The sequence below is a fragment of the Mycolicibacterium vaccae NBRC 14118 = CIP 105934 genome (assembly GCF_001552715.1).
Classification (GTDB): domain Bacteria; phylum Actinomycetota; class Actinomycetes; order Mycobacteriales; family Mycobacteriaceae; genus Mycobacterium; species Mycobacterium vaccae.
This window is the reverse complement of sequence record NZ_BCRS01000063.1, coordinates 1-25,836: the sequence shown is the minus strand read 5'-3', so window position 1 is coordinate 25,836 and position 25,836 is coordinate 1. Positions and strand designations below refer to the sequence as shown.

Sequence of the window (25,836 nt, the reverse complement as noted above, 5' to 3'; positions counted from 1 at the left end):
TCTTGAGGTTTTACGTTGGGCGGCATGACCTTCACCACATTCGAGATCGAGTTCATGGCGCAGGCCGACGTGGGCAGACTGGCCACCATCCAGCCGGACGGCACGCCCCAGAACAGCCCGGTGGGCTTCACCTTCAACGAGCAACTGGGCACCATCGACATCGCCGGCTATCAGATGTCGCGCAGCCGCAAGTTCCGCAACATCGCACGAAACAACAAGGTGGCCTTCGTCATCGACGACATCCCGTCCCGGGATCCGTGGCGGGTGCGCTGCCTGGAGATCCGGGGCACCGCCGAACAGGTGCTGCTGCAGGACCCGCCGCGCGAGCCCGACGGGGAGCCGCTGGATTCCGCTGTCATCCGTATCACCCCGCGTCGGGTGATCAGTTTCGGGATCGACGACCAGAAGACCGAGCCGCACCAGCTGGTCGCTCACGTCCGGAACGTCGACGGCGGGTGAGCGCCAGTGCCGCGACCGCGCCGGCCTCGTTGACGGCGAGGTGGGCGATCATCGGGGCGGCCAGGCTGCCGGACTCGTCGTAGAGCCACGAGAAGAGCCAGCCGGCGGCGCCGGTGATCAGTACCGTGCCGAGAACCGGGGTTCCGGAGCTTCGGGCATCGGGGACGTGGGAGAGACCGAACGTCGCGGCCGCGACGAGCCGCCCGACAGGTACCCCGAACGCCCGCTCGGCGGCCGTGCCCGTCGCTGCGCGGTACGCCGCCTCCTCTGCCCACACCGTGCCGATCGGGATGCGCAGCAACAGCCAGCGGGCGGGGTCTGGGGTCCGCACCTGTGCGGTCATGGCCTCGCGCACCCCCGGGATCGCCGTCGCCGCGGCGACGGTCACCAGCACGGGCACAGCGGCCGCGCCACCCCACCGCAGACCCGCCCACAGCGCAGGCGGCCGCAACCCCAGCGGAGGGCGGGCCAGTACGGCCACAGCTGCACCGAACACCGCCTGCGGCAACGGATTCCACCGCGATGGGATGCGTAGTTTGATCGCGCTCCAGGCGAGCACCAGACCGGCCAGCGCGGCTGCACGCAGGCGGTCGCCCATCAGGCGGCGCCGCTCTCGGAGACCGATTCCTCCAGCGCGGTCCGGATCCTCTCGGTGTCCGCCCTGGTCCAGCCCGGCGGGGCCGCGACCGCCGCCCAGCCGTCGATGATGAAGTCGCCGTAGTTGTGGCCGTGGCCGCCGGGCACCGACGCGGCGTTGGTCATGTCGGCGGCAACCTGCCAGAAGGTGACGATCGGGTACCAGCGCATCGACGCGGTGCGGTCCCGCCCCGGCGGTTCGGAGAGCCAGTCGGGCCGGGTGAACAGCAGATCCTCCGACCACCACACGATCGGGTCGGAGGGGTGCTGCAGGAACAGCACCCGGGTGCCGTCCCACGGCGCCGCTGCGTCGGCGGCGATCTGCTCGGCGTCGTTGCCCTGGGAGAACCGCACCGTGCGCCCGTTGTCGTAGCGCGGTTCGACCTCGGGGGTGCCGGGGTCGCGGCGTGCGGTGATTCCGCGCCACAGCGGGCTGGCGTTGGGTGGGCCGACCCACAACACCGACGAGAACCCCATGCGGGAGATGTCAGGCAACCAGTCGAAGGCCCCCTGCCCGGCCATCGAGCCCAGGCTCTCGCCGTACAGCAGCAGCCGGGGGCGCCGGTCCGGCGGCAGTTCGGCCCACCGGTCGCGGACGGCGTCGATCATCGACCGGCCCGAGCGCATGGACTTCTGCTGATCGCCGAGGAACGAAATCCAGCTCGGCAGATAGGAATACTGCGACCCGACGATCGCGGTGTCGCCGTTGTACATCATCTCCAGCGACTTCGAGGCGACCGGATTGATCCACCCGGTGCCGGTGGTCGGCGCGATCACCAGGACCTCGCGGTCGAACGCCCGGGTGCGCTCCAACTCGCTGAGCAGAACCGCCATCCGCGCCTCGTCGGTGTCCGCGGTCTGCAGGCCGACGTAGACCCGGATCGGCTCCCGGGCGGCGCGGCCGTTGATCCGGGTGAGTTCGCCGGCGTCGAGACCGCCGGCCACGAAACTGCGCCCCTGGTAACCCAAAGTGTCCCACGCGGCGAAAGACTCTGGGCTGCCGGACTTTTCGGGCCGGTCGGGCTGGACCACACCGTCGGCGGTGGTGAGGTTCTGCGGCTGGAACACCCAGTTCGCGCCGGCCAGGAAGCCACGGACCAGTACGCCGTTGACCAACGTGATGACCAGTACCACCACGACGGCGGTGCCGACGAACAACGCGATTTCGTCGGACAGCCGCCAGCGCCGGATCAGGTAGCGGGCCATGGTCCTGATGAGGTCGAGCACCACCCGAGTCACCGCCACACACACTGCGCCGACGACCGCCGCGAGGACCAGCGTGCGCAGATAGCTCGACGTGGCAGGCCCCTCGATGCCCATCAGGGCCGACACCTGACGCTGCCAGGCTGCGGCGGGGATCACCATCAGCACGCAGGCGGCGACCGACGCGGCGACCGTCACGGCCTTGAACACGGTGGCGATCCGCCGCGGGGGCGGCCACCACTCCCGGTCGGCCACCAGGAAGCGACGGGCCATCTTGGCGAGGAACACGCCGATGCCGTAACCGATCGCGGCGTTGAGGCCGCCGATCAGTCCCTGGAACAGCCAGTCCCGGGGCAGCAGGGACGGCGTCAGCGACAGGCAGAAGAACAGCGCGCCGAACGCGATGCCGGCGAAATCCAGGCGTAGCACGCGCCACGCCCACAGGTATGCGGGGTTTGTCTCGGTGTCGCTGCCCGTCACCCGAACAACCCGGGCAGCACGCCCTCCGACGTGCGCCGCAGTTCGCCGAGTGTCACCGTGAACTGGTCCTGCACTTCGACGACCGGTTCACTGCCGTCCGGGCCCGCGTCGACGACGCCGATGCGGGTGGCCGGCAGACCACGGGCCTCGCACATCGCGACGAACCGGCTCTCCTCGGTGCGCGGCACGGCGACGAGCGCGCGGCCGGCGGATTCGGAGAACAGCAGGACGAACGGGTCGCTGTCCGCGGGAAGGACGATGCGGCAACCGGTTTCGCCCGCCAACGCCGCCTCGACCACGGCCTGGATCAGCCCGCCCTCCGACAGGTCGTGGGCCGCGGAGATCAGGCCGTCGCGCGAGCCGGCGATGAGCACTTCGGCCAGCAGGCGTTCCCGGTCCAGGTCGACCTTGGGTGGCACGCCACCGAGGTGGCCGGCGGTGACCTGAGCCCAGATCGACCCGTCGAACTCGTCGTGGGTGTCGCCGAGCAGGATCAGTGTCTCCCCCGGCTCGTTGCCGAAGCCGGTGGGCAGGCGCCGTTTCACGTCGTCGATCACGCCGAGCACACCGACCACCGGGGTCGGCAGGATCGCGGTGCTGCCCGTCTGGTTGTAGAAGCTGACATTGCCACCGGTCACCGGAATACCAAGGGCGGCAGCACCATCGGCGAGTCCACGGACGGCCTGGGAGAACTGCCACATCACGCCGGGATCCTCGGGTGAACCGAAGTTCAGGCAGTTGGTCACCGCCGCCGGGGTGGCGCCGGTGACCGCGACGTTGCGGTAGGCCTCGGCCAGAGCGAGCTGCGCGCCGGCGTAGGGGTCGAGCGCGGTGTAGCGCCCGGACGCGTCGGTGGAGATCGCGATGCCGCGGCCGGTCTGCTCGTCGACGCGCAGCACGCCGCCGTCGGCATGCTCGGCCAGCACCGTGTTCCCGCGCACGTAGCGGTCGTACTGCTCGGTGATGAACGCGCGGCTGCACAGGTGCGGACTGCCGATCAGCGCCAGCAGCGTCGCGCGCAGCTCCTCCCCCGTGGACGGGCGCTTCAGCGACGCGGTGGTGTCTGCGACGAGCGCGTCCTGGGAGTCGGGGCGCTGCACCGGGCGTTCGTAAACCGGACCCTCGTGAGCCACCGTGCGCGGCGGCACGTCGACCACGGTCTCGCCGTGCCAGGTGATCTCCAGGCGGCCGGTGTCGGTGACCTCACCGATGACGGTGGCCAGCACATCCCACTTGCGGCAGACCTCCATGAACGCGTCGACGTTCTCCGGCGTGACGACCGCGCACATCCGCTCCTGCGACTCACTGGACAGGATCTCGGCGGGCGTCATGTTCGCCGCGCGCAGCGGCACGCGGTCCAACTCGACCTTCATGCCGCCGTCGCCGGCGGAGGCGAGTTCAGAGGTGGCGCAGGACAACCCCGCACCGCCGAGGTCCTGGATGCCGACCACGAGGTCGGCCGCGTACAGCTCCAGGCAGCACTCGATGAGCACTTTCTCGGTGAACGGATCACCGACCTGAACCGACGGCAGCTTCTTGCGCGACCTGGATGGTCCAGCTCCGCCTCCGGCTTCGTGTCCGTCGGCACCGGCGCCCTCGTCGCCGCCGAAGGTCTCCGACGCCAGCACCGACACCCCACCGATGCCGTCGAGCCCGGTGCGCGCGCCGAACAGGATGATCTTGTTGCCCGCTCCGGAGGCGAACGCCAGCTTCAGGTCCTCTTTACGGAGCACACCGACACACAGCGCGTTGACCAGGGGGTTGCCCGCGTAGCTGGCATCGAACACCGTCTCGCCGCCGATGTTGGGCAGCCCGAGCGAGTTGCCGTAGCCGCCGACGCCGCGCACGACGCCGTCGACGACGCGGCGGGTGTCGGGGGCGTCCGCAGCGCCGAAGCGCAGCTGGTCCATCACCGCGACCGGACGGGCGCCCATCGCCATGATGTCGCGGACGATGCCGCCGACGCCGGTCGCCGCGCCCTGATACGGCTCGATGTAGGACGGGTGGTTGTGGGACTCGACCTTGAAGGTGGCCGCCCATCCGTCGCCGATGTCGACGACGCCGGCGTTCTCGCCGATACCGGCGAGCATGGTCTCGCGCATCTTCGCGGTGGTGGTCTCACCGAAGTAGCGCAGGTGCACCTTCGAGGACTTGTAGGAGCAGTGCTCGCTCCACATCACCGAGTACATCGCCAGCTCGGCGTCGGTCGGACGCCGGCCGAGGATTTCGCGGATCCGCTCGTACTCGTCGTCCTTGAGCCCCAGTTCCCGGAAGGGTTGGGGCTGGTCGGGAGTGGCGGCAGCCCGCTCGACGGTGTCTACCTCTTGGGTCAGCCCAGACGTCACCGCGCCAGTCTAGCCAGGGCGCCGGTGCGACTCAGGCCACACAGAAGGCGTTGCCCTCCGGGTCGGCCAGCACCACCCATTCGAACTCGGGGCCGAAGTTGTTCCGGTCCGTCTCGCGCGCACCCAGTCCGACCAGCCGCGCCACCTCGGATTCGCGGTCCTCGGCGTGGAAGTCCAGGTGCACCTTGTTCTTCCCGGGGGTCGGGTCGGGTACCCGCTGGAACCCGAGGTTGGGTTCACCGTCGCGCACCACCATGACGAACTCACCGGGCGCGACGGCGTTCACTTCCCCACCTACCGCCTCGGCCCACCAGTCGGCGAGCGCGTCGGGATCCACACAGTCGAACGTGGCCATCTCAATCTTCAGCGACATGCGTCCGACCCTAAATCAGGCCGGTGACAAGAACGCCTGCAGTGCCGCCGAATAATCGGCCACATCGGCGGCGCCCATCACCTCGCGGGCCGAATGCATCGCCAGCTGCGCGGCGCCGACGTCGACGGTCGGGATTCCGGTGTTGGCCGCGGTCATCGGCCCGATGGTCGATCCGCAGGGCAGGTCCGCACGGTGCTCGTAGCGCTGCAGGTTGACGCCCGCCTGCGCGCACGCCAGCGCGAACGCCGCGGCGGTCCGCCCGTCGGTGGCGTAGCGCAAATTGGGCTGCACCTTGAGCACCGGGCCGGCGTTCACCTCGATCAGGTGGCCGGGCTCGTGCCGCTCCGGATAGTTCGGGTGGGTGGCGTGGGCCATGTCCCCCGACGCCACCATCGAGGTCGGCAGCCGCCGCAGGAAATCCTCGCGGCTTCCGCCCGCGGCCAGCGTGATCCGCTCCAGCACCGTCAGCAGCAGCTCGGACTGGGCGCCGTGGTCGGACTGCGAACCGACCTCCTCGTGATCGAAGAGCACCAGCACCGGCAGCACCCCGGCGTCCGCACCGGCGGCCAGGAACGCCTCCAGTCCGGCGTAGCAGGTGGCCTGGTTGTCCAGCCGCGGCGCGCTGACCAGCTCGCCGTCGACGCCGGCCAGCCGCGACGGGGTCAGGTCATGGGTCATCAGGTCGAAGCCCAGCACGTCGTCCTCGTCGACCCCGGCCTCGTCGGCCACGAACCCCAGAAACGATCGGGGTCCGTCACCGACCCCCCACACGGCGTTGACGTGCCGCTGCGGGTTGAGCTCGACGCCCTTGCGGTCCTCGGACAGATGGATGGCCAGCTGCGGGACCCGCAGAATCGGCTCGTCCACCCGGACCAGCGTGTGCCGGATGGCGTTGCCGTCCCTCACCGACAGCCGTCCGCTGATCCCGAGGTCGCGGTCCAGCCACGAGTTCAGCCAGGCACCGCCGTAGGGCTGCAGCGCGACGACCTGCCAGCCCGAGACGTACCGGTCGGGGTGCTGCTTGACCCGCAGGTTGGGGCTGTCGGTGTGGGCACCGACGATACGAAAAGGCAGGGCACGGTCGTCCTCATCGGTGCGCCACGCGATCAACGATCCGGCGCGCACGGTGAAGAAGTCGCCGGCACCCGACCACGGGTCGCTCTCGGAGACCTCGGTGAAACCGGCGGTGCGCAACCGTTCCGCGGCAGTGCGGCAGACGTGGAACGGCGACGGCGAGGCGTCGATGAACTCGCACAGACCGTGGGGGCTAGCTGGCATCTTTTCATCTTCGCCGATCAGTGCCCCCGATCTTGATTTAGGGTCGAACCGTGCCCGCCCCCCTGCCCCAGCCGGTGCTCGCGCCGCTGACCCCGGCGGCGATCTTTCTGGTGGCCACCATCGACGACGGCGGCGAGCAGACGGTGCACGACGCGCTCGGGGACATCGCCGGGCTGGTGCGCGCGGTCGGTTTCCGCGACCCCGCCAAGCGGCTGTCGGCGGTGACGTCGATCGGGTCGGACGCCTGGGACCGGCTGTTCGCCGGACCGCGACCGGCCGAGTTGCATCCGTTCATCGCACTCGACGGCGACCGCCACCACGCGCCGTCGACGCCGGGCGACCTGCTGTTCCACATCCGCGCGGAGACCATGGACGTGTGCTTCGAGCTGGCGACCAAACTGGTCGCGGCGATGGGGGCGATCACCGTCGTCGACGAGACCCACGGTTTCCGGTTCTTCGACAACCGTGACCTGTTGGGCTTCGTCGACGGCACCGAGAACCCGGACGGCCCACTGGCCGACAGCGCCACCCGGATCGGTGACGAGGATCCCGACTTCGCCGGCGGCTGCTACGTCCACGTGCAGAAGTACCTGCACCTGATGGACGCGTGGAACGTGCTGCCGACCGAGGAGCAGGAGCGGGTGATCGGCCGCACCAAACTCGACGACATCGAGCTCGACGACGCGGTCAAGCCCGCCAATTCCCATGTGGCGCTGAATGTGATCGAGGACGAAGACGGCAACGAGCTCAAGATCGTGCGGCACAACATGCCGTTCGGTGAGGTCGGGACCGGCGAGTTCGGCACCTATTTCATCGGGTACTCGCGCACCGCGGCGGTCACCGAACGGATGCTGCGCAACATGTTCATCGGCGACCCGCCCGGCAACACCGACCGGGTGCTGGACTTCTCGCGCGCCGTCACCGGCTCGATGTTCTTCACGCCGATCACTGATTTTCTGAACGACCCACCGCCGCTTCCCGATTCGGCGACGGAGATGGGGCAATCGGGCGCGTCGGCACCCGGCGGATATGTGGGATCACTCGCGATCGGCAGTCTGAAAGGACAACCGCAATGAACAACCTGTACCGGGAACTGGCACCGGTCACCGATGCGGCGTGGGCGCAGATCGAGGAGGAGGCCACTCGCACGTTCAAACGGAACATCGCGGGCCGTCGCGTCGTCGACGTCAGCGAGCCGGGCGGTCCGGTGACCGCGGGAGTGAGCACCGGGCATCTGGTCGATGTCGCGTCCCCGGGGGACGGCGTCGTCGCCCACCTGCGCGCCAGCCAGCCGCTGGTCCGGCTGCGGGTTCCGTTCACGGTCAACCGAATCGACATCGACGACGTCGAGCGCGGATCACAGGACTCGGACTGGGATCCGGTCAAGGCGGCCGCCCAGAAGCTGGCGTTCGCCGAGGACAGGGCGATCTTCGAGGGTTACCAGGACGCGCACATCCGCGGTATCCGCAATTCGAGTTCCTGCCCGAACTTGGCGCTGCCCGAGGACCCCCGCGACATCCCCGACGTGATCAGTCAGGCGCTGTCGGAGCTGAGACTGGCCGGCGTCGACGGACCGTACAGCGTGCTTCTGTCGGCCGAGGTCTACACCAAGGTCAGCGAGACCACCGCACACGGCTATCCGATCCGGGAACACCTGAGCCGACTGGTCGACGGGGACATCATCTGGGCCCCCGCCATCGACGGCGCATTCGTGTTGTCCACGCGCGGCGGCGATTTCGACCTTCAGCTGGGCACCGACGTGTGCATCGGCTACCTGTCGCACGACGCCGAGACCGTGCAGTTGTATCTGCAGGAGACGCTGACGTTCCTGTGCTACACCGCGGAGGCCGCAGTCGCCCTCAGCGCCTGAACCCCCGCCCCCCTTTGCCGCGAGCGTGCGTGTCTGCAGGCGACACGCCGCCCGGGACGGCTACTTCTCGCACGCTCGTCGCGCGTCAGGACACCAGAACCGCGTCCAGCGCGGAGTAGAAGATGCCCAGGCCGTCGTCGGACGGACCGGTCAGGGCCTCGGTGGCGTGCTCGGGATGCGGCATCAAGCCGACGACGCGACCGTTGGCCGAGCTGATACCCGCGATGCCCCGCATCGAGCCGTTGAGGTTCTCGCGGTAGCGGAACACCACCCGGCCCTCGCCCTCCAGTTCGTCGAGCACCTTCTCGCTCGCGACGTAGCGGCCTTCCCCGGACTTCAGCGGCACCAGGAGGTCGGCGCCGAGCTCGTACCGGCTGGTCCACGCGCTGGTGTTGGATGCGACCTCCAGCCAGGTGTCGCGGCAGATGAAGTGCAGACCGGCGTTGCGCGTCAGCGCCCCGGGCAGCAGACCCGCCTCGCACAGCACCTGGAAGCCGTTGCAGATACCCAGCACGGGCATGCCGCGGCCGGCGGCCTCGACGACCTCGCCCATCACCGGCGCGAACTTGGCGATGGCACCGGCGCGCAGGTAGTCGCCGTAGGAGAAGCCGCCGGGGACCACGACCGCGTCGACGCCCTTGAGGTCGGCATCGGCGTGCCACAGGCTCACGGGTTCGGCGCCCGCGAGCCGGACCGCCCGGGCGGCGTCGATGTCGTCGAGCGTGCCGGGGAAGGTGATCACGCCCACCTTGGCGGTCATGACCGGTCTTCCCGGGTTACCGTCCAGTCCTCGATCACGGTGTTGGCGAGCAGCGATTCGGCGATCTCGGCAAGCTTCGCATCGTCGATGTCACCGTCGATCTCCAGCTCGAAGCGCTTGCCCTGCCGCACATCTGAGATTCCGTCGAACCCGAGCCGGCCCAGCGCGCCGACGATCGCCTGCCCCTGCGGGTCGAGGATCTCGGTCTTCGGCATGACGTTTACCACCACTTTTGCCACGGCGACACTCTACCTGCGGCGACACCGTCCCCGCTTCACCGGCATGAGCCCAGATACGCCGCACACAGCGGGAACGCCATCGCATCGAGCATCTGTGTGTCCGACGCCACCCCACGCCACTCGACCGCGGCGGGCAGGGTCGTCCACAACGTGAGCTCGACCAGGGAACTGCTGGCCGGGTCGGCGGCCAGATAGGTCCGCATGACGCGGCGGCCGGCGTCGCTGATCACGCTGACCAGCGCCATGGCGTCGTCGGTGGTCAGCGACGGTGATACCTGCGGCGCGGTCAGGTGGCACGACGCCAGCGACATCCGCGCCCACTCCAGCGTCTGCAGGGCGGTCCGCCCGCCGGTGACCACGTCGCCGCGCCAGTGCAGCACCTGGACGTGCAGGTTCCAGTGCCCCGGCGGGTTGGCGACCCGGGCCCGGGCGGCGACGACGTAGTCGCGCGGGTCGGCGACACGGGCGGGGCTCGCGCACCACGACTCGAACTCGAACCGGGGCGCCGCCACCGTCGTCGCGAGGCCGGCCATCCCGGGCCAGCGGTACACCGGGTACAACGGCACCGAGCTGGACTCGATCCACGCCACATCGGGGATCGCGTCGCAGACCGGCGGGCACACGCCCGGCACCGGACGCGCCACCCCCGGCGTCACGGCTACCCCGCACACCACCACAGCCAATGCCAAGACCACACGTGCGTACACCTGCACCCCCCCCTGAACCCTGAGCGCACAATATAGGGATGCAGCTCACACATTTCGGCCATTCCTGCCTACTGGCGAGCTTCGACGGCGCTGCCGGACCGACCACGGTCCTGTTCGATCCAGGCAACTTCTCGCACGGTTTCGAGGGCATCACCGGTCTGGACGCGATCCTGATCACCCATCAGCATCCCGACCACGCCGACACCGCGCGGCTTCCGGCGCTCGTCGAGGCCAACCCGCAGGCCGCGCTGTTCGCCGATCCGCAGACGGCTCAACAACTCGGCGGGCGCTGGCAAGCGGTCAACGTCGGCGACGAGCTGTCGATCGGGCATCTGACGGTACGCGGCGCCGGCGGCACCCACGCGGTCATTCACCCGGAAATCCCTGTCATCGACAACATTTCGTATCTGGTCGGCGACGGCGAACACCCTGCCAAGCTCATGCATCCCGGCGATGCCCTGTTCGTTCCCGACGAACCCGTGGACGTGCTGGCCACCCCCGCGGCCGCCCCGTGGCTGAAGATCTCCGAGGCCGTCGACTACCTGCGCGCGGTGGCGCCCACCCATGCGGTGCCGATCCACCAGGCGATCATCGACCCGATCGGCCGGCCCATCTTCTACGGCCGCCTGAGCGAGATGACCGACACCGACTTCCAGGTGCTCGAACAGGAGAACGCCACGCGGTTCTGAGCGTGAATCCGGCGCGCTCGAGCACCCTAGGTGTCGCGTTTCGCGCCGGATTCGCAGGTCAGGCGGTGTCCCGCGCGGCGGCGCGGCCCGCGGCGCGGCCGGAGAACACGCACCCGCCGAGGAAGGTCCCCTCCAGCGACCGGTAGCCGTGCACCCCGCCGCCGCCGAATCCTGCGGCCTCCCCGGCGGCGTACAGACCCGGCAGTACCGAGCCGTCGCCGCGCAGCACCCGTGAGTCCAGGTCGGTTTGCAGTCCGCCCAACGACTTTCGCGTCAGGATGTGCAGTTTGACCGCGACCATCGGCCCGGCCTTGGGGTCGGTCAACCGGTGCGGGGCCACCACCCGGCTGAGCCGGTCCGGCAGGTAGGCCCGTGCGCCCCGGATCGCGGTGATCTGGCCGTCCTTGGTGAACCGGTTGCTCACCTCCCGGTCGCGCGCGGTGACCTCGGTTTCGACCACGTCGAAGTCCAGCGGCACGACGCCGGGCACCGCGTTCATCTTGGTGACCAGCTCGCGCAACGTGGTCGCGGTGACGAAGTCGACGCCCTTGTCGACGAACGCGTGCACCGGTGCGGGCCCCTTGAGGCCGCGTTCGAGCACCGCACGGATGCTGCGGTTGGTCAGGTCCGGGTTCTGTTCCTCGCCGGACAGGCCGAACTCCTTGGCGATGATGCGGGAATTCAGCACGAACCACGTGTAGTCCTGCCCGGTCTGGGCGATGTACTCCAGCGTGCCGAGGGTGTCGAACCCCGGGTACAGCGGCACCGGCAGCCGCTTGCCGTTGGCGTCCAGCCACAGCGACGACGGCCCGGGCAGGATCCGGATGCCGTGCCGCGGCCAGATCGGGTCGTAGTTGGTGATGCCCTCGGTGTAGTGCCACATCCGGTCTTTGTTGATGACGCTGGCACCCGCGGTCTCCGAGATCTGCAGCATGCGTCCGTCGACGTGCGCGGGCACACCGCTGAGCAGTTGTTCGGGCACCCGTCCCATCCGCTTGGGCCAGTATTTGCGCACCAGGTCGTGGTTGCCCCCGATCCCGCCGCTGGCCACGATCACCGCCTGCGCCCGCATCTCGAAGTCGCCGACGACCTCGCGGGAGGATTCCGCACCGCGTACCGCCGACGACGGTTCCAGTACGGCTCCGCGCACCCCGACCACCGCACCGTCCTCGACGATCAGCTCGTCCACCCGGTGCCGGTGGACGAACCGCACCCGCGGCACCCCGGTCAACCGCCGCGCGAAGATGTCGACCAGCGCGGGCCCGGTGCCCCACGTGATGTGGAAGCGCGGCACCGAGTTGCCGTGCCCGTTGGCCCCGTAGCCGCCGCGTTCGGCCCAGCCGACCAGCGCGAAGGTCTGCAGACCGCGCTCGCGCAGCCAGCTGCGCTTCTCGCCGGCGGCGAAGTCGACGTAGGCGTGGGCCCACAGCCGCGGCCAGTGGTCCTCGGGCCGGTCGAACCCGGCCGAGCCGAGCCAGTCCTGCAGCGCGAGCTCGTGACTGTCCCGGATGCCCATGCGCCGCTGCTCCGGGCTGTCGACGAAGAACAGCCCGCCGAACGACCAGAACGCCTGGCCGCCGACATTGGCCGCGTTCTCCTGGTCGACGATCACCACGCTTCGGCCGCGCTCGGCCAGCTCGCACGCTGCGACCAGACCAGCCAGCCCGGCGCCCACCACGATGACATCAGCCATCAGGCCAATGTAGTCAGCGAGGGCCGCTAAGCGGCCTCGGTCAGCGCAGATTCGGGGTGCCACCGGTAGACCGTGGCCGCGCCCGAGTGCAGCATCGCCAGTTCGACGGCGTCGAGCAGGGTTTGCCGGGGACCCGGGCGGCTCAGCTGCCGGGCCGACACCGCCAGCCGCACGGTTCCGCCGCGGCGTGCCGTGCGTTCGGCGGCCAGCACCAGCGTCCGGCACCACCACGGCTCGGCGAGGAAGCCCCCGCCGATGCCGAGCACCCGCGCGCGCACAGTGTGCCCACCGACCAGGTCGACGATGCCCGCCAGCCCGGCAAGGACGCGAAACCCATTGCGGGGCAGTACTTTGAGTGCACCCGGGGAGACGTTCCAGCCGGGCGCGGCGAAGATCCGGGTGCGCAGGTCCAGGTGCTCCATGATCCTGTCGGCGGCCATCAGGCGCAGGTTCGCCTCGTGCGCGGGCAGCGTCGCGAACTCACCGCGGCGCGCTGTGGTGGCGGCCTCGTCGAAACCGTGCAGCACGACGGCATCGCCGCGCCGGCGCCGGTCGATCAGCCAGTCGACGGTGGCCGCGTCCCGGTCCAGCCGGTACCCGCCCTTGAGACGCGGCGCGACGAGGAACGACACCGGCACGCCACGGACGTCGAGCGCACTCCGGAACTCGGCGACCTCACCGAGGGTCCGGTCACTGATTCCGGAGATCGACACGATCAGCTGTCCTGCCACCACCGAAGTGTCGCAACGCGATATGTCCTGGAGGTGGACGACACCGCGCGCCCAGGTGTCGCTTCGGCTATCGGGGCAAGACGTCTTCGATGGCCGAGATCACCTCGGGGGCGTCCGGGGCGGTGCGGGGACGGAAACGCCTGACCACTTTGCCGCCCGGGGCGAGCAGGAACTTCTCGAAGTTCCACTGCACGTCGCCGGCCTCGCCGTCCTCGTCGGTGGCGCGGGCCAGCTCGGCGTAGAGCGGATGCCTGCCGGGCCCGTTGACGTCGGTCTTCTCCAGCAGCGGGAACGTCACGTCGTAGGTCGTCGAGCAGAACGTCTGGATCTCCTCGGCGGTCCCGGGCTCCTGCCCCATGAACTGGTTGCACGGCACGCCGATCACGGTGAGTCCGCGTTCACGGTAGTCCTTCGCGAGCTGTTCGAGCGCCGTGTACTGCGGTGTCAGACCGCATTTGGAGGCGACATTGACCACCAGCGCGGCGCCGTCGGCCAACTCCGCGAGCGTGGTGGGCCGGCCGTCCAGGGTGGTGAGCGGGATGTCGGTGATCGCAGCGTCAGTCATGACGCCGACGCTACTCGTCGGGGGTCCCGGCCGGCCGGTTCGGGGTGAACAGCATGCGCGCCACCCGTTCGGCGGTGGCGACCGGGTCGGCGTCGGTGGCGACGGCCTTGTTGAGCCACAGCATCGCGAAGCCGTGCGCCAGGGACCATGCGGCCAGTGCGGCGGCCTGCGGATCCTCGCCGGCGCGCGGATCGTCGAGAGTGCCGACCCCGGAGGCCAGCTCGGCGCCGGCGGCCGACTGCGCGGCGATCAGCTCCGGGTTGTGCGGGTCGATGAGCGAGCGGTCGAACATCACCTCGAAGTGGCCGGGATGCTGCACCGCGAAGCGCACGTACGCCCGCGCCGCGTCGAGGAACTCCGGCCGGGCCTGGTCCAACGCGGCGGCCAGCATCTGCCACCCCTGCGCGGCGAGCGCAGTGAACAGGCCGCGCCGGTCGGTGAAGTGGTGCGCCGGCGCGGCGTGCGAAACCCCTGCGGTGCGCGCTAATTCGCGCAACGACACACCGTCGGCGCCCCGTTCGGCGACCAACTCGGCTGCCTGGGCGAGGATGACGGCCTTCAGATCGCCGTGGTGGTAGGAGCCCCGGGTCATCTCACGCCGGCGACGTCCAAGAGCCAGGCGTACTGGAACGCGGTCTCCTTCCACCGCTCGTACCGTCCGCTGATACCACCGTGTCCGGCGTTCATCTCGGTCTTGAGTAGCACCCGGGCCGAATCGCGGGCCGGGTCGAGCTGCGCGTGGCGCAGTGCGGCAACCCATTTGGCCGGTTCGACGTAGTACACCCGGGTGTCGTTGAGCGAGGTCATCGCCAGGATCGCCGGGTAGGCCTTCGGCTCGACGTTCTCGTACGGCGAGTAGGACTTCATGTAGCGGTAGACCTCGGGGTCCTCCAGCGGGTTGCCCCATTCGTCCCACTCGGTCACCGTCAGCGGCAGCGACGGGTCGAGGATCGTGGTCAGCGGGTCGACGAACGGCACCGCGGCCAGGATCCCGGCGAACAGGTCGGGCGCCATGTTGGCGACCGCGCCCATCAGCAGTCCTCCCGCGCTGCCGCCGTAGGCCACCATCCGCTCAGGCGTGGTCACGTCGGTGCCGACGAGATGGCTTGCCACAGCGATGAAGTCGGTGAAGCTGTTGCGCTTCTCCAGCAGTTTGCCGTGCTCGTACCACGGTCGTCCCAGCTCGCCGCCGCCGCGGACGTGGGCCACCGCGAAGATCATGCCGCGGTCGAGCAGCGACAGCCGGGCGATGGAGAACCTCGGATCCTCGCAGGACTCATAGGCGCCGTACCCGTAGAGCAGCACCGGCGCCGGGTGTTTCAGGCCGGCCCGGTGGATGATCGAGATCGGCACCCGCGCGCCGTCGGGGGCCACCGCCCAGTCCCGGCGCTCGACGTAGTCCTCGGACCGGTAGTCGCCCAGTACCGGCTGCTCGCGCAGCAGTGTGCGCTCGCCGGTGGCGAGGTCGAGATCGTAGATGCGCACCGGGGTGACGAACGACGTCGCGCCGATCCGCATCTTGGGCGCGCTCCAGTTCGGGTTGGCCGACAATCCGACCGACATCAGTTCCGAATCGAACGTGATGTCTTGCGCCTGACCGTATCCGGAGTCCTCGATCGGCCACAGCTGGATGCGTGGCAGCGCGTCTTTGCGATAGCTGACCACGAGGTGTTCGCCGAACGCGTCGACGGCGTCGAGCCGGACATCCGCGCGGTGTTCGATCAGGGTGCGCACGTCGGTCGGATCGGTGACCGGCGCTTCGACGAGGGTGAAGTTCTCGGCGCCGTCGTTGTGCAGGATGAGGAACCGGTCCTCGCCGGCGACGACGGCGTGATCGACCGAGTACTCCACGGATTCGCGGCGCGGCCACACGGTGGTGAACTCGGCCTGCGGATCGGCGGCGTCGGCGTAGCGCAGCTCGGAGGTGACCGCGCTGCCCATCGCGATGATCACGTACTTGTTGCTGCGGGTGCGGCCGGCCGCGACCCAGAACCGTTCGTCGGGTTCGTGGTGGACGCGCTCGGCGGGCAGCCCCGAACCGAGCCGGTGACGCCACACGGTGTCCGGGCGCCAGGCGTCGTCGACGGTGACGTAGTAGACGGTGGCGTTGTCGGCGGCCCAGGTGGCGCCGGCGCCGATGCCGACGATCTCGTCGTCGTAGCGTTCGCCGGTGCGCAGGTCTTTGAACCGCAGCGTGTACCGCTCGTCACCCTTGACGTCCACCGAGTAGGCGAGGATGTTTCCGTCGATGCTGACGCTGGCCGCCCCCAGCGAGAAGAAGTCGTGCCCTTCGGCCTCGATGTTCTCGTCGAGCAGGACCTGTTCACCGGGAATCTCGGTGTTCTCGTCGAACTCCGGCGGCGTCCAGTCGTCGGGATCGGTGACAGGACAACGGCATTGAACTCCGTACTGCTTGCCCTGGAAGCTGCGCCCGTAGTACCACCAGTCACCGCGGCGGGTCGGCACCGACAGGTCGGTCTCCTTGGTGCGGGCTTTGATCTCGTCGAAGATGCTCTGCCGCAGCGGCGCCAGATCCTCGGTCACGTGTTCGGTGAACGCGTTCTCGGCTTCGAGGTAGTCGATCACCTCCTGATTGGACTTGTCCCGCAACCATTCGTACGGATCGACGAACACGTCACCGTGGTGTTCGCGTACGGTGTCGACCCGCTTGGCGACGGGTGCCGCGGGGTCTGCCGTCTGGCGTGAAGTCATGCGCGGCCTCCGATCCAGTCGTCGAACCGAAGGCCCGAAATACGTTCATAGGCTTCGATGTAGCGCGCCCTGGTGGCGTCGACGATGTCGGGTGGCAGCGGCGGCGGGGCCTCGTCGCCGCGGCGGTCCCAGCCGGAGTCGGGGCCGGTCAGCCAGTTGCGCACGAACTGCTTGTCGAAGCTGTTCTGCACCTGTCCCTCGGCGTAGTCGTCGGCACGCCAGTAGCGCGACGAGTCCGGCGTGAACACCTCGTCGGCGAGCTTGAGCTCTCCCTGCCCGTCGACACCGAACTCGAACTTGGTGTCGGCGACGATGATGCCCTTGGTCAGCGCGTGCGCAGCGCCCTGGCTGTAGGTCCGCAGCGTGCGCTCGCGCAGTTCCTCGGCGCGCTCGGCCCCGATCAGCGCGACGACGTCGTCGAAGGTGATGTTCACGTCGTGCTCCCCGATGTCGGCCTTGGTGGCCGGGGTGAACAACGGTTCGGCGAACCTGCTGGCCTCCACCAGGCCCGGCGGGAGCGCGATGCCGCAGACCGCTCCGGTCTGCTGGTAGTCCAGCAGACCCGAGCCCGTCAGGTAGCCACGGGCCACCGCTTCCACCGGCAGCATCTCCAGTTGTTCGACCACCAGGGCCCGGCCCAGCACCTCTTCGGGGATGCGCGCGTCGTCGGGTGGGCCCGCCAGGTGGTTGGGCACCTCGGCCACCCGGCTCAGGTAGTCGAAGAAGAACACGCTCATCGCGGTCAGCACGCGGCCCTTGTCCGGGATCTCGGATTCGAGGATGTGGTCGTAGGCCGAGATCCGGTCGGTGGCGACGAACAGCAGGTGCCCGTCGTCGACGCGGTACAACTCACGGACCTTGCCACTGGCCAGATGCTGGTAGTCGGACAGAGCGGGACGCATCGGGCCAGCCTATCGGGCCGCAGAAACCCGGATGTGTGCTGTGATCGATCCCATGACATCTCGGTGGATCCCGTATGCGACGACCCCTGGCCGGTTGTTGTGGCAGCTGGTCAGCGACATCGTGGTGATCGTCTGGACGGCGATCTGGGTGTGGGTGGGCATCGCGGTGCACTCGGCGGTGTCGACGGTCGCCGAGTTCGGCTACCAGGTGGAGAGCGGCGCCAACGGGGTGGCGGGCAACCTCGACTCCGCCGGGCGCAGCGCCGGTGACGTGCCGTTGATCGGCGGCAGCCTCGGCGGGCCGTTGACCGCGGCCGGCGACGCGGCACGGGAGATCGCCGGCGCCGGCCAGACGTTGGGGGTCACTGCCGGCTGGCTGGCCTGGCTGCTGGCGCTGGCGGTCGCCTCGCCGCCGGTGCTGGCACTGATGATGCCATGGCTGTTTCTGCGCGTGCGCTTCTTCCGGCGCAAGTGGACCGCCGTGACGCTGTCCTCGACCTGGGCCGGCGAGCAGTTGCTGGCGCTGCGGGCGCTGGCGAACCGGCCACTGCCCAAGCTCGCCGCGATCAGCTCCGATCCGGTCGGCGCGTGGCGGGAACAGGACCGCGTCGCGATCCGCGGGCTCGCCGCGCTGGAGCTCAGGGCATCAGGCATCCGGGCGGCCAACCTCAAACGCGCCGAGTAACCGCCGAACGTGCATTCCACGCGGTCCGCGCCGCCGATCCGCCGCGTGGAATGCGGTTTCGGCGGATTATTTGAGCAGCCGTTTGAGTGAGGTCCCGAACGGGTGCCGGGCCGTCAACGACCCGAAGCGCACCCGGCCCGAGACCACCACATGCAACCGGCGGGACACGGGGCTGGTCGTCACTCGCAGGGAAGTCGACGCCGCGATGTTGACCACGCCGTTGAGGTCGGCGGTCGCGCCGTCGGGCAGGATCAACTCGGTCGAGCTGCAGTAATCGTCGATATCGATGTGCACCACCGGCCCTGCCAGTACCGCCGAGGTGAAATCCAAAGTGGTCGAACACATCCGGGTGGACAGACGCAACCGACTCGGCACGGTCCACTGTCCTTTGCGGGTGATGCTCGACATCCACCCGCCCAGCACCTCCGGCGGCGCCGGCGCGGGCCGGCGACGGACGTGGGGAAGATCGGCGATCACGGTGTCGAGTTCGCGGCGGGTCCGCGCCGCCAGCACGACATCCACCCGCTGGGTGTACTCGTCGAGGGTCAGCATCCCTTGTCCGACCGCGTGCTCAAGGATCTGGGTCACCGCTGCACGATCGGCATCCGACGCTCTGATGTCGGGTTGTCGAGGGTCCATTGGTTCGAGCTTAGGCTGATGCGTTCAGCTCGACCACCAGGTGGCGGATGCCGGTGTGCCGGTTGCTGCGCGTCCACTCCACCGGCCGGCTCAACGTGACCGACTCGAAGCGGCGCAGCATCTCCTCGAAGATCACCCGCAGCTCCAGCCGGGCCAGGTTGGCACCCAGGCAGTAGTGCACACCCTGTCCGAAGCCCAAGTGCGGGTTGGGTTTACGGGCGATGTCAAACCGGTCCGGGTCGTCGAACACCGTCGCGTCGCGGTTGGCCGAACCCTCCCACACCAGCACCTTCTGGCCCGGTTCGACGGTCTGGCCGCCCAACGTCGCGCGCCGGGTCACGGTGCGCCGCTTCGACGGTGACGGGGAGGTCCACCGCACCATCTCCTCGATCGCCGTCGGCAACTTACCGGGATCCTGACGCAGCGCCTCGTAGGCGTCGGGGTTCTCGACCAGTGCCAGCAGACCGCCGGCGATGGCGTTGCGGGTGGTCTCGGCGCCGGCGCTGAACAGCAGGTTGAAGAACAGGTAGCTCTCCAGGTCGGACAGGTCCGGGTCGGCGGAGTTCACGACCACCGAGAGCATGTCGTCGCCGGGATCGGTGCGTTTGGCCGCGATCAACTCCTGCCCGTAGGCGAACATGCGCGAGCCGGCCTCCTCCACCGAGAGCCGGGTGATCGAGGCCTTGCGCGCACCGCCGAAATCAAAGCTCGGTTCGATCGCCTCGAACAGCCAATGTCGTTCCGACTCAGGAACTCCGAGCAGGATGCAGATCATCTGCATCGGCACTTCGGCGGCGACGTCGGTGAGGAAGTCCACGGGTTCGCCGCCGGAGACGTCGTCGAGCAGACGCCGGGCACGGTCGCGCAGATCGTCCTCCACGCGCCGGATCATCCGCGGTGTCAGCCCCGAACTGACCAGGCGGCGCACTGCGGCGTGCCGGGGGCCGTCCATCATGTTCAACAACTGGCCGGCGATCGGCAGATCCTGCAGCAGGGTGCCGCCGAACGGGCGCCCACCCCCGGTGACCGACGAATAGGTGTCCGGATCCCGCAGCACCGCAAGGGTTTCGGCGTGGGTGGCCACCGACCAGAAGCCTTCACCGTCCGGGGTGTTCTCGGTCGGCTCGTGCCAGTAGACGGGCGCGTGCGCCCGGTGCCGCGCGAAGAGCTCGTGCGGAAACCCTGCGGCGAAGTTGTCCAGATCGGTGAAGTCGATCCCCGCCAGGGTCTCCGCGGAGGTCACAGAATCGCGCCCGAGGTGTACTCGCCCGCCCCGGGGAACCGCCCGATCAGGTCGTCGACCGCCGCGACCACCCGGTCGACCTGGTCACCGGCAGCGCCGGTGAAGGCCTGCTTGTCGGCCAGCGCCGCGTCGAGCGCCGGCCGGTCCAGCGGCAGTCGCGGATCGGCGGCCAATCGGTCCAGCAGGTCCGGTTCGGCGCCCTTCTCCCGCATCGCCAGCGCCACCGCGACGGCGTGCTCCTTGATCACCTCGTGCGCGGTCTCGCGGCCGACGCCGGCGCGGACGGCGGCCATCAGGATCCTGGTCGTGGCCAGGAACGGCAGATAGCGGTCGAGTTCGCGCTGGATCACCGCGGGGTAGGCGCCGAACTCGTCGAGCACGGTCAGGAACGTCTCGGTCTGGCCGTCGAGGGCGAAGAACGCGTCCGGCAGCGCGACGCGGCGCACCACCGAGCAGAACACGTCGCCTTCGTTCCACTGCGCGCCGGCGAGCTCGGCCACCATCGAGGCGTATCCGCGCAACACCACCTGCAGACCGTTCACCCGCTCGCACGACCGGGTGTTCATCTTGTGCGGCATCGCCGACGAGCCGACCTGGCCCGGGGCGAACCCTTCGGTGACCAGTTCATGGCCGGCCATCAGCCGGATGGTGTGGGCCAGCGACGACGGCCCGGCACCGAGCTGGACCAGCGCGGACACCACGTCGTGGTCGAGGGAGCGCGGATAGACCTGGCCGACGCTGGTGAACATGGTGGAGAACCCCAAAAACGATGCGACCCGCGTCTCCAGTTCGGCCAGCCGCTCGGTGTCCCCGTCGAACAGGTCGAGCATGTCCTGCGCCGTGCCCATCGGACCCTTGATCCCGCGCAGCGGGTAGCGGTCGATCAGCTCGATGACGCGGTTCAGCGCGACCAGCAGCTCCTCGGCCGCGGACGCGAACCGCTTGCCCAGCGTGGTGGCCTGCGCCGCGACGTTGTGGCTGCGGCCCGCCATCGCGAGGTCCCGGTAGAGAGTGGCACGCTCGGCCAGTCGGGCGAGCACCGCGATGCTGTGGTCGCGCACCAGTTCCAGCGAGCGGCGGATCTGCAGCTGCTCGACGTTCTCGGTGAGGTCCCGGCTGGTCATGCCCTTGTGCACGTGTTCGTGCCCGGCCAGTGCGTTGAATTCCTCGATGCGCGCCTTCACGTCGTGGCGCAGCACCCGCTCCCGCGCCGCGATGGAGGCCAGGTCCACGTTCTCCAGCACCCGCTCGTAGTCGGCGACCACGCCGTCGGGAACGTCGACACCGAGCTCGGCCTGGGCCTTCAGCACCGCCAGCCACAGCCGCCGCTCGGCGACGATCTTGGCTTCCGGCGACCAGATCGCCACCATCTCTTCGCTGGCATACCGGTTGGCCAGGACGTTCGGGACAGGCACAGGAGCACTCACGAACACACAGCCTATCGGCCGCTGGAGCGGCGGAGAATGAGGCACAGTAGGCGCATGCACTTCGTCGGGCTCGACCTCGCATGGGGCGAGAAGAACCAGACCGGCGTCGCGGTGATCGACACCGACGGCCGCCTGCTGCACGTGGGGTCGGCGCACGACGACGACAGCATCGTGGCCGCGCTGGCCCCGTTCGTCGCCGACGAGTGTCTGGTCGCGATCGACGCGCCGCTGATCGTGAAGAACGCGACCGGTCACCGGCCTGCGGAGGCGGCGTTCAACCGTGACTTCCAGCGGTTCGAGGCGGGCGCCCGGCCCGCGTTCACCGACCGTCCCGAGTTCCGGCACCCCCGTGCCGCCCGGATCGCCGAACGCCTTGAACTGAACGTGGATCCGTCGTCGGGGGCGCCACGCCGGGCGATCGAGGTCTATCCGCATCCCGCCACGGTCGTGCTGTTCGAGCTGGAGAAGACGCTCAAGTACAAGCGCGGCCCGTTCGAAGACCGGCAACGCGAGTTGCTGCGCCTGATGACCCTGATCGAAGGTCTCGACGACGCCAGCCCGCGGCTGCGCGTCAATCGCAACGTGGCGTGGGTGGAGCTGCGCAAACGGGTGGAGGCCGCCACCAAACCGAGCCAACTCGACCGCGACGAGGACCCGGTGGACGCGGTGCTGTGCGCCTACGTCGGGCTGTACTGGTATCACCGACCGCAGGACGTGACCGTCTACGGGGACGTCGCGTCGGGGTACATCGTCACCCCGTCGCTGCCCCCGGACCGGCACCGGCGGAACTCACGGGCACGCAGGATGCCGCGGTCGGCCGCGCCCTCGCCGGCCGTCGCCGAGTACGAGTCCCGGCGTCCCGGCCTGGTCACCGCAACCGACCACTACCTCGGGCTGGTCACCGGGCTGCTCGACGAGGCCGGCATCAACTACCTGTCGGTCACCGCGCGGACCAAGACCGTCGAGTCGTTCGCGGCGAAGGCCGACCGTCGCACCGCCGACGGCGAACCGCTCTTCCGCGAGCCGCTGGTGGAGATCACCGATCTGATCGGGTTGCGTGTCATCACCTACCTGCGCGAGGACGTCGCCACGGTGGCCGACCTGCTGGCCGAGGAGATGCGGCTGCTCGACGATCGCGACATGGGGCAGGAGACCGCACGCGAGGGCCGGTGGGGATATGCCAGCAGGCACCTGCTCGTCGGGGTGGAGGGAGTGCAGCAGCCCGCGTCGATCCAGGTGCGCACCGTGCTGCAGCACGCGTGGGCCGAGTTCGAGCACGAGATCCGTTACAAGGGTTCGATTCCGGCCGCCCACGCGCCCGACCTGGATCGCCGGTTCACCCTGGCCGCCGGACTGCTCGAACTCGCGGACCGGGAGTTCTCCGCGGTCCGCGAGCGGTTGCGCACCGCGACGCCGGAGGTCACCGAGATCACCGACGATCCCCGGATTCCGACCGCGGTGCTGGCCACCTATCTGGGCAACCGGTTCCCCGACGCCGGCTGGTCACGCACCGACCACTACGCGTGGATCGCCGGGCTGCTCCTCGATCTGGGCATCGAGTCGATCGACGCGTTGGACGCCGTCCTGGCCGGGGTGGACACCGAGGCGGTCAACACCGCGATGGACTACCGCTACCCGGCCGGCGCGGTGCGCCGACTCGACGACGCGCTGCTGGCGCAGTTCGGCCGCCGCTACCTCGAGCTCGACGGCAATGCGCACCGGACGACGTTGCTGGAGAACCGGTTACAGCGGCTCACCGAGAACCTCGGCTAGTTCGGGCCCGAGCCCAGGTGGGTCGGATCGGTGATCCGGGCGTCCCGGATGCCGAGCTGCTTGTTGATCTTCTGGGTGACGAAGAACAACACGACGCCCACCGCGACCAGTACCCCGGCGACGAGGTACTGCTGGGAGGGCCGACCGGACAGCGGGGTGACGAGATACAGCGACGTCAGGAAGCCGATGACCGGCAGCGCTGTCGGGGTCTTGAAGTGCCCACCGGCCTGGCGGACGTCGCGGCGCAGCACCAGCACCGCGACGTTGACCACCGCGAACACGGCGAGCAGCAGCAGGCTGGTGGTGCCGCCCAGCACCGAGATCGCATTGCTGCTCGCGGCGGTGGACACGTAGATGATCAGCCCGAACGCGATCACCGTGGTGAACAGGATCGCCACCCACGGTGAGCGCCGCGTCGGGTGCACGGTGCCGAGCACCGAAGGCAACACGCGCTGACGGGCCATGCCGTAGATCAGCCGGCTGGCCATCAGCATGTTGATCAGCGCGGTGTTCGACACCGCGAACATCGTGATGAACGGCAGGATCGTGTCGATCGGCAGCCCGGGGGCGCCGGCCCGGACGACCTCGACGAGCGGGGTGTCGCTCTCTTCGAGCTTGCCGATCGGCACCAGCGCCACCGCGACGATCGAGATGAGCACATAGACCACGCCGGCGATGGACAGACCCGTCAGCAGGATCTTGGGGAATGTCTTGACCGGATCCTTGGTCTCCTCGGCCATGTTGACCGAGTCCTCGAAGCCCACCATCGCGAAGAATGCCAGCGAGGTGGCCGCCGAGATCGCCAGGAAGGTGCTCTTGTCCTCGGCGGTCTCGAACGCGACGATCCGGGAGAAGTCGACGTCGCCGCCGCCGGTGAAGGCCCACATCCCGACCAGGATCACCACGACCAGACCGGTGATCTCGACGATGGTGAGGACGACGTTGAGCTTGACGCTCTCCCCCACACCCCGGTAATTGATGGCGGCCAGCGCCGCCATGAAGAGCAGCGCCAGCACCGCGACACCGACCTTCGACGCCTCGGTCCCCACGCCCTCAAAGAAATTCGCCGCGAAAGCCCTGGAAGCCGTTGAGGCAGAGGTTATCCCGGAGCACATCACGACGAACGCGACCAGGAAGGTGATGAACTGGATGCCGAACGCCTTGTGCGCGTACAGCGCAGCGCCCGCGGCCTGCGGATACTTGGTGACCAGCTCCAGGTAGCTGAACGCGGTGATGGTCGCGACGCCGAACGCGATGAGGAACGGCAGCCAGGCCGCGCCACCGACTTCTCCTGCCACGTCGCCGACGAGGGCGTAGACGCCGGTGCCCAGGATGTCGCCGACGATGAACAACAGCAGCAGGCCGGGCCCCATCACCCGTTTGAGCTCGGGCTGTTTGTCGGGGGCGCCCTGGCCGGTCACCGCTTCTGACATCGCGCCTCCCTGACTTGTCCCGAAACGTTCATCATCGACCAGTCCGCCCGGGCGCGCAGCCGCTACGCGGTAACCGGACTGATTCCGTGCCGCGCCGGTGATCTCGCAGACCACACCGAGGATTCCGGTGTTTCACCCTGTCCCAGGTAACCACCGGCGGCCAGAAGCAAACTCGCTAGTTGAACGGGGCCAGCACGTCGATGACGTCGATCAGGGTGGCCCTGGCCGTCGCGCGCGGCCCGTCGCCGTCGCCGACCAGCGCCGCCACCACCGCCCCGTCCACCGCGCAGACCAGCGCGGTGACCAACTCGCCGCGCACCGAGCGTCCCGACCGTTCGACGACTTCCACGACGGCCTCGCTGCGCTGCCTGAGGATGCGCCGCTGGATGTCGCGCAGACCGGGCTGGCGGGCGCAGGCGATGTAGCGCTCGTAGCGGGAGATCATCTGCTCGGTGACCCGTTCCGGGTTGTCCCCGACGAGAAGGTCCACCAGGATGTCGGCGGTGGACTCGGCGCCGCGGCGGCGCCGCGACAACGTCTGCACCCGGCTGCGCAGTTGCTCACTCTCCCGGGTGCCGACGTGCTCGACCGCCTTGGCGATCAGGTCCTCCAGCGAAGAAAAGTAGTAGGTGGTCGAGGCCAGCGGCAGCCCGGCCCGGCGCGCCACGGCCCGATGCCGGACCGCGTCGAAGCCGCCTTCGCAGAGAAGGTCGGCGGCGGCGCTGACCAGCGCATACCGTCGACGTTCTCCCTTGGGAGTGACCGCTGCCGTCACCTAGGGAATCCTGCCAGTCACGGGGTCCCGACACCGGGCTTTCGGCGAATCACCGACGCGGGCGGGGAGACGGCGGGCGCGGCGGGCACCCCTGGCGGCGATGGCATGATGTCGCGCATGCCGACCCTCAACCGCCGGGACATGATGTCGCTCGGCCTTCGCGCGGGCATCGCCGTCGCCGGGGCGTCGGCGATGGGCGGCGCGGTGGCCTCAGCCGCG

At 69.2% G+C, this 25,836-nt stretch carries 25 protein-coding genes; 6 read left to right on the top strand and 19 right to left on the bottom strand.

The genetic code is table 11. From position 1 onward, the window contains the following. Positions 1-24: 24 nt before the first annotated feature. A complete protein-coding gene (locus MVA01S_RS13975) occupies positions 25-459 on the top strand; it encodes a PPOX class F420-dependent oxidoreductase (protein ID WP_003930435.1) in 435 nt (144 codons plus the stop codon). Here MVA01S_RS13975 and MVA01S_RS13970 read toward each other — a convergent pair. The 5 genes from MVA01S_RS13970 to MVA01S_RS13950 are packed head-to-tail and all read right to left on the bottom strand — an operon-like array spanning position 383 to position 6,774. Then, complete coding sequence (locus MVA01S_RS13970) at positions 383-1,057, bottom strand: Rv0804 family intramembrane glutamic endopeptidase (protein ID WP_003930436.1); 675 nt, start codon at positions 1,055-1,057, stop codon at positions 383-385. The two genes, MVA01S_RS13975 and MVA01S_RS13970, sit on opposite strands and share 77 nt — an antisense overlap. Beyond that, positions 1,057-2,778 carry an alpha/beta hydrolase gene (locus MVA01S_RS13965; protein WP_003930437.1) on the bottom strand — a complete coding sequence of 574 codons (1,722 nt, stop codon included), beginning with the start codon at positions 2,776-2,778 and terminating at the stop codon, positions 1,057-1,059. Before MVA01S_RS13965 ends, MVA01S_RS13970 begins: the two co-directional genes overlap by 1 nt. Continuing rightward, positions 2,775-5,123, bottom strand: a complete 2,349-nt coding sequence (purL, locus tag MVA01S_RS13960; protein ID WP_003930438.1) for a phosphoribosylformylglycinamidine synthase subunit PurL — start codon at positions 5,121-5,123, stop codon at positions 2,775-2,777. The genes MVA01S_RS13965 and purL overlap by 4 nt, the downstream gene beginning before the upstream one ends. Before the next feature lie 31 nt (positions 5,124-5,154). Next, positions 5,155-5,496: a VOC family protein gene (locus tag MVA01S_RS13955; protein WP_003930439.1), complete on the bottom strand. Its 342-nt coding sequence runs from the start codon at positions 5,494-5,496 to the stop codon at positions 5,155-5,157. Positions 5,497-5,511: 15 nt separating this feature from the next. Next, positions 5,512-6,774: a M18 family aminopeptidase gene (locus MVA01S_RS13950; RefSeq protein WP_003930440.1), complete on the bottom strand. Its 1,263-nt coding sequence runs from the start codon at positions 6,772-6,774 to the stop codon at positions 5,512-5,514. Positions 6,775-6,824: 50 nt separating this feature from the next. On the opposite strand from MVA01S_RS13950, the gene MVA01S_RS13945 reads away from it, so the two are divergent. Further along, the gene (locus MVA01S_RS13945) at positions 6,825-7,850 is read left to right on the top strand and encodes a Dyp-type peroxidase (protein ID WP_003930441.1); all 1,026 of its coding nucleotides are present in this window, start codon (positions 6,825-6,827) and stop codon (positions 7,848-7,850) included. Continuing rightward, positions 7,847-8,644 carry a family 1 encapsulin nanocompartment shell protein gene (locus tag MVA01S_RS13940; protein WP_003930442.1) on the top strand — a complete coding sequence of 266 codons (798 nt, stop codon included), beginning with the start codon at positions 7,847-7,849 and terminating at the stop codon, positions 8,642-8,644. The genes MVA01S_RS13945 and MVA01S_RS13940 overlap by 4 nt, the downstream gene beginning before the upstream one ends. A gap of 85 nt (positions 8,645-8,729) precedes the next feature. On the opposite strand, the gene purQ is transcribed toward MVA01S_RS13940, so the two are convergent. Genes purQ through MVA01S_RS13925 form a run of 3 tightly spaced genes read right to left on the bottom strand, consistent with a single transcriptional unit; the run spans position 8,730 to position 10,332 of the window. Continuing rightward, on the bottom strand, positions 8,730-9,404 hold the full coding sequence (purQ, locus tag MVA01S_RS13935) for a phosphoribosylformylglycinamidine synthase subunit PurQ (RefSeq protein WP_003930443.1): 675 nt from the start codon (positions 9,402-9,404) through the stop codon (positions 8,730-8,732). Then, positions 9,401-9,643, bottom strand: a complete 243-nt coding sequence (purS, locus tag MVA01S_RS13930; RefSeq protein ID WP_003930444.1) for a phosphoribosylformylglycinamidine synthase subunit PurS — start codon at positions 9,641-9,643, stop codon at positions 9,401-9,403. Before purS ends, purQ begins: the two co-directional genes overlap by 4 nt. Before the next feature lie 35 nt (positions 9,644-9,678). Beyond that, positions 9,679-10,332 (bottom strand): ATPase, encoded by a 654-nt coding sequence (locus tag MVA01S_RS13925; protein WP_390176140.1) that lies wholly within the window; start codon positions 10,330-10,332, stop codon positions 9,679-9,681. 56 nt (positions 10,333-10,388) lie between these two features. Between MVA01S_RS13925 and MVA01S_RS13920 the strand changes: the two genes are divergently transcribed. Next, positions 10,389-11,039 carry an MBL fold metallo-hydrolase gene (locus MVA01S_RS13920; protein WP_003930446.1) on the top strand — a complete coding sequence of 217 codons (651 nt, stop codon included), beginning with the start codon at positions 10,389-10,391 and terminating at the stop codon, positions 11,037-11,039. 58 nt (positions 11,040-11,097) lie between these two features. On the opposite strand, the gene MVA01S_RS13915 is transcribed toward MVA01S_RS13920, so the two are convergent. The 6 genes from MVA01S_RS13915 to MVA01S_RS13890 form a co-directional block, all read right to left on the bottom strand. Next, on the bottom strand, positions 11,098-12,732 hold the full coding sequence (locus MVA01S_RS13915) for an FAD-binding dehydrogenase (protein ID WP_003930447.1): 1,635 nt from the start codon (positions 12,730-12,732) through the stop codon (positions 11,098-11,100). 26 nt (positions 12,733-12,758) lie between these two features. Next, positions 12,759-13,463, bottom strand: coding sequence for a DUF2334 domain-containing protein (locus MVA01S_RS13910; RefSeq protein ID WP_003930448.1), 705 nt, complete (start codon positions 13,461-13,463; stop codon positions 12,759-12,761). Positions 13,464-13,530: 67 nt separating this feature from the next. Continuing rightward, on the bottom strand, positions 13,531-14,028 hold the full coding sequence (locus tag MVA01S_RS13905) for a glutathione peroxidase (RefSeq protein WP_003930449.1): 498 nt from the start codon (positions 14,026-14,028) through the stop codon (positions 13,531-13,533). A gap of 10 nt (positions 14,029-14,038) precedes the next feature. Then, entirely contained in the window at positions 14,039-14,620 is a 582-nt protein-coding gene (locus MVA01S_RS13900) for a TetR/AcrR family transcriptional regulator (protein ID WP_003930450.1), read from the bottom strand. Beyond that, positions 14,617-16,740: a S9 family peptidase gene (locus MVA01S_RS13895; protein WP_003930451.1), complete on the bottom strand. Its 2,124-nt coding sequence runs from the start codon at positions 16,738-16,740 to the stop codon at positions 14,617-14,619. Before MVA01S_RS13895 ends, MVA01S_RS13900 begins: the two co-directional genes overlap by 4 nt. Further along, positions 16,737-17,642: a phosphoribosylaminoimidazolesuccinocarboxamide synthase gene (locus MVA01S_RS13890; protein ID WP_003930452.1), complete on the bottom strand. Its 906-nt coding sequence runs from the start codon at positions 17,640-17,642 to the stop codon at positions 16,737-16,739. Before MVA01S_RS13890 ends, MVA01S_RS13895 begins: the two co-directional genes overlap by 4 nt. Positions 17,643-17,694: 52 nt before the next feature. Between MVA01S_RS13890 and MVA01S_RS13885 the strand changes: the two genes are divergently transcribed. After that, a complete protein-coding gene (locus MVA01S_RS13885) occupies positions 17,695-18,327 on the top strand; it encodes a hypothetical protein (protein WP_003930453.1) in 633 nt (210 codons plus the stop codon). Between the two features lie 66 nt (positions 18,328-18,393). Here MVA01S_RS13885 and MVA01S_RS13880 read toward each other — a convergent pair whose 3' ends face one another. Genes MVA01S_RS13880 through purB form a run of 3 tightly spaced genes read right to left on the bottom strand, consistent with a single transcriptional unit; the run spans position 18,394 to position 21,624 of the window. Then, positions 18,394-18,966, bottom strand: coding sequence for a DUF1707 SHOCT-like domain-containing protein (locus tag MVA01S_RS13880; protein ID WP_040541185.1), 573 nt, complete (start codon positions 18,964-18,966; stop codon positions 18,394-18,396). 10 nt (positions 18,967-18,976) lie between these two features. Continuing rightward, complete coding sequence (locus tag MVA01S_RS13875; RefSeq protein ID WP_003930455.1) at positions 18,977-20,209, bottom strand: cytochrome P450; 1,233 nt, start codon at positions 20,207-20,209, stop codon at positions 18,977-18,979. After that, positions 20,206-21,624 (bottom strand): adenylosuccinate lyase, encoded by a 1,419-nt coding sequence (gene purB, locus MVA01S_RS13870; protein ID WP_003930456.1) that lies wholly within the window; start codon positions 21,622-21,624, stop codon positions 20,206-20,208. The genes MVA01S_RS13875 and purB overlap by 4 nt, the downstream gene beginning before the upstream one ends. A 66-nt stretch (positions 21,625-21,690) precedes the next feature. Here purB and relZ point away from each other — a divergent pair, with 66 nt between their 5' ends. Then, a complete protein-coding gene (relZ, locus tag MVA01S_RS13865; RefSeq protein ID WP_003930457.1) occupies positions 21,691-23,409 on the top strand; it encodes a bifunctional ribonuclease/(p)ppGpp synthase in 1,719 nt (572 codons plus the stop codon). On the opposite strand, the gene MVA01S_RS13860 is transcribed toward relZ, so the two are convergent. Further along, positions 23,406-24,842: an APC family permease gene (locus tag MVA01S_RS13860; protein WP_003930458.1), complete on the bottom strand. Its 1,437-nt coding sequence runs from the start codon at positions 24,840-24,842 to the stop codon at positions 23,406-23,408. The genes relZ and MVA01S_RS13860 overlap by 4 nt on opposite strands. A 175-nt stretch (positions 24,843-25,017) precedes the next feature. Further along, positions 25,018-25,617 (bottom strand): TetR/AcrR family transcriptional regulator, encoded by a 600-nt coding sequence (locus tag MVA01S_RS13855; protein ID WP_003930459.1) that lies wholly within the window; start codon positions 25,615-25,617, stop codon positions 25,018-25,020. Positions 25,618-25,836: the final 219 nt, after the last annotated feature.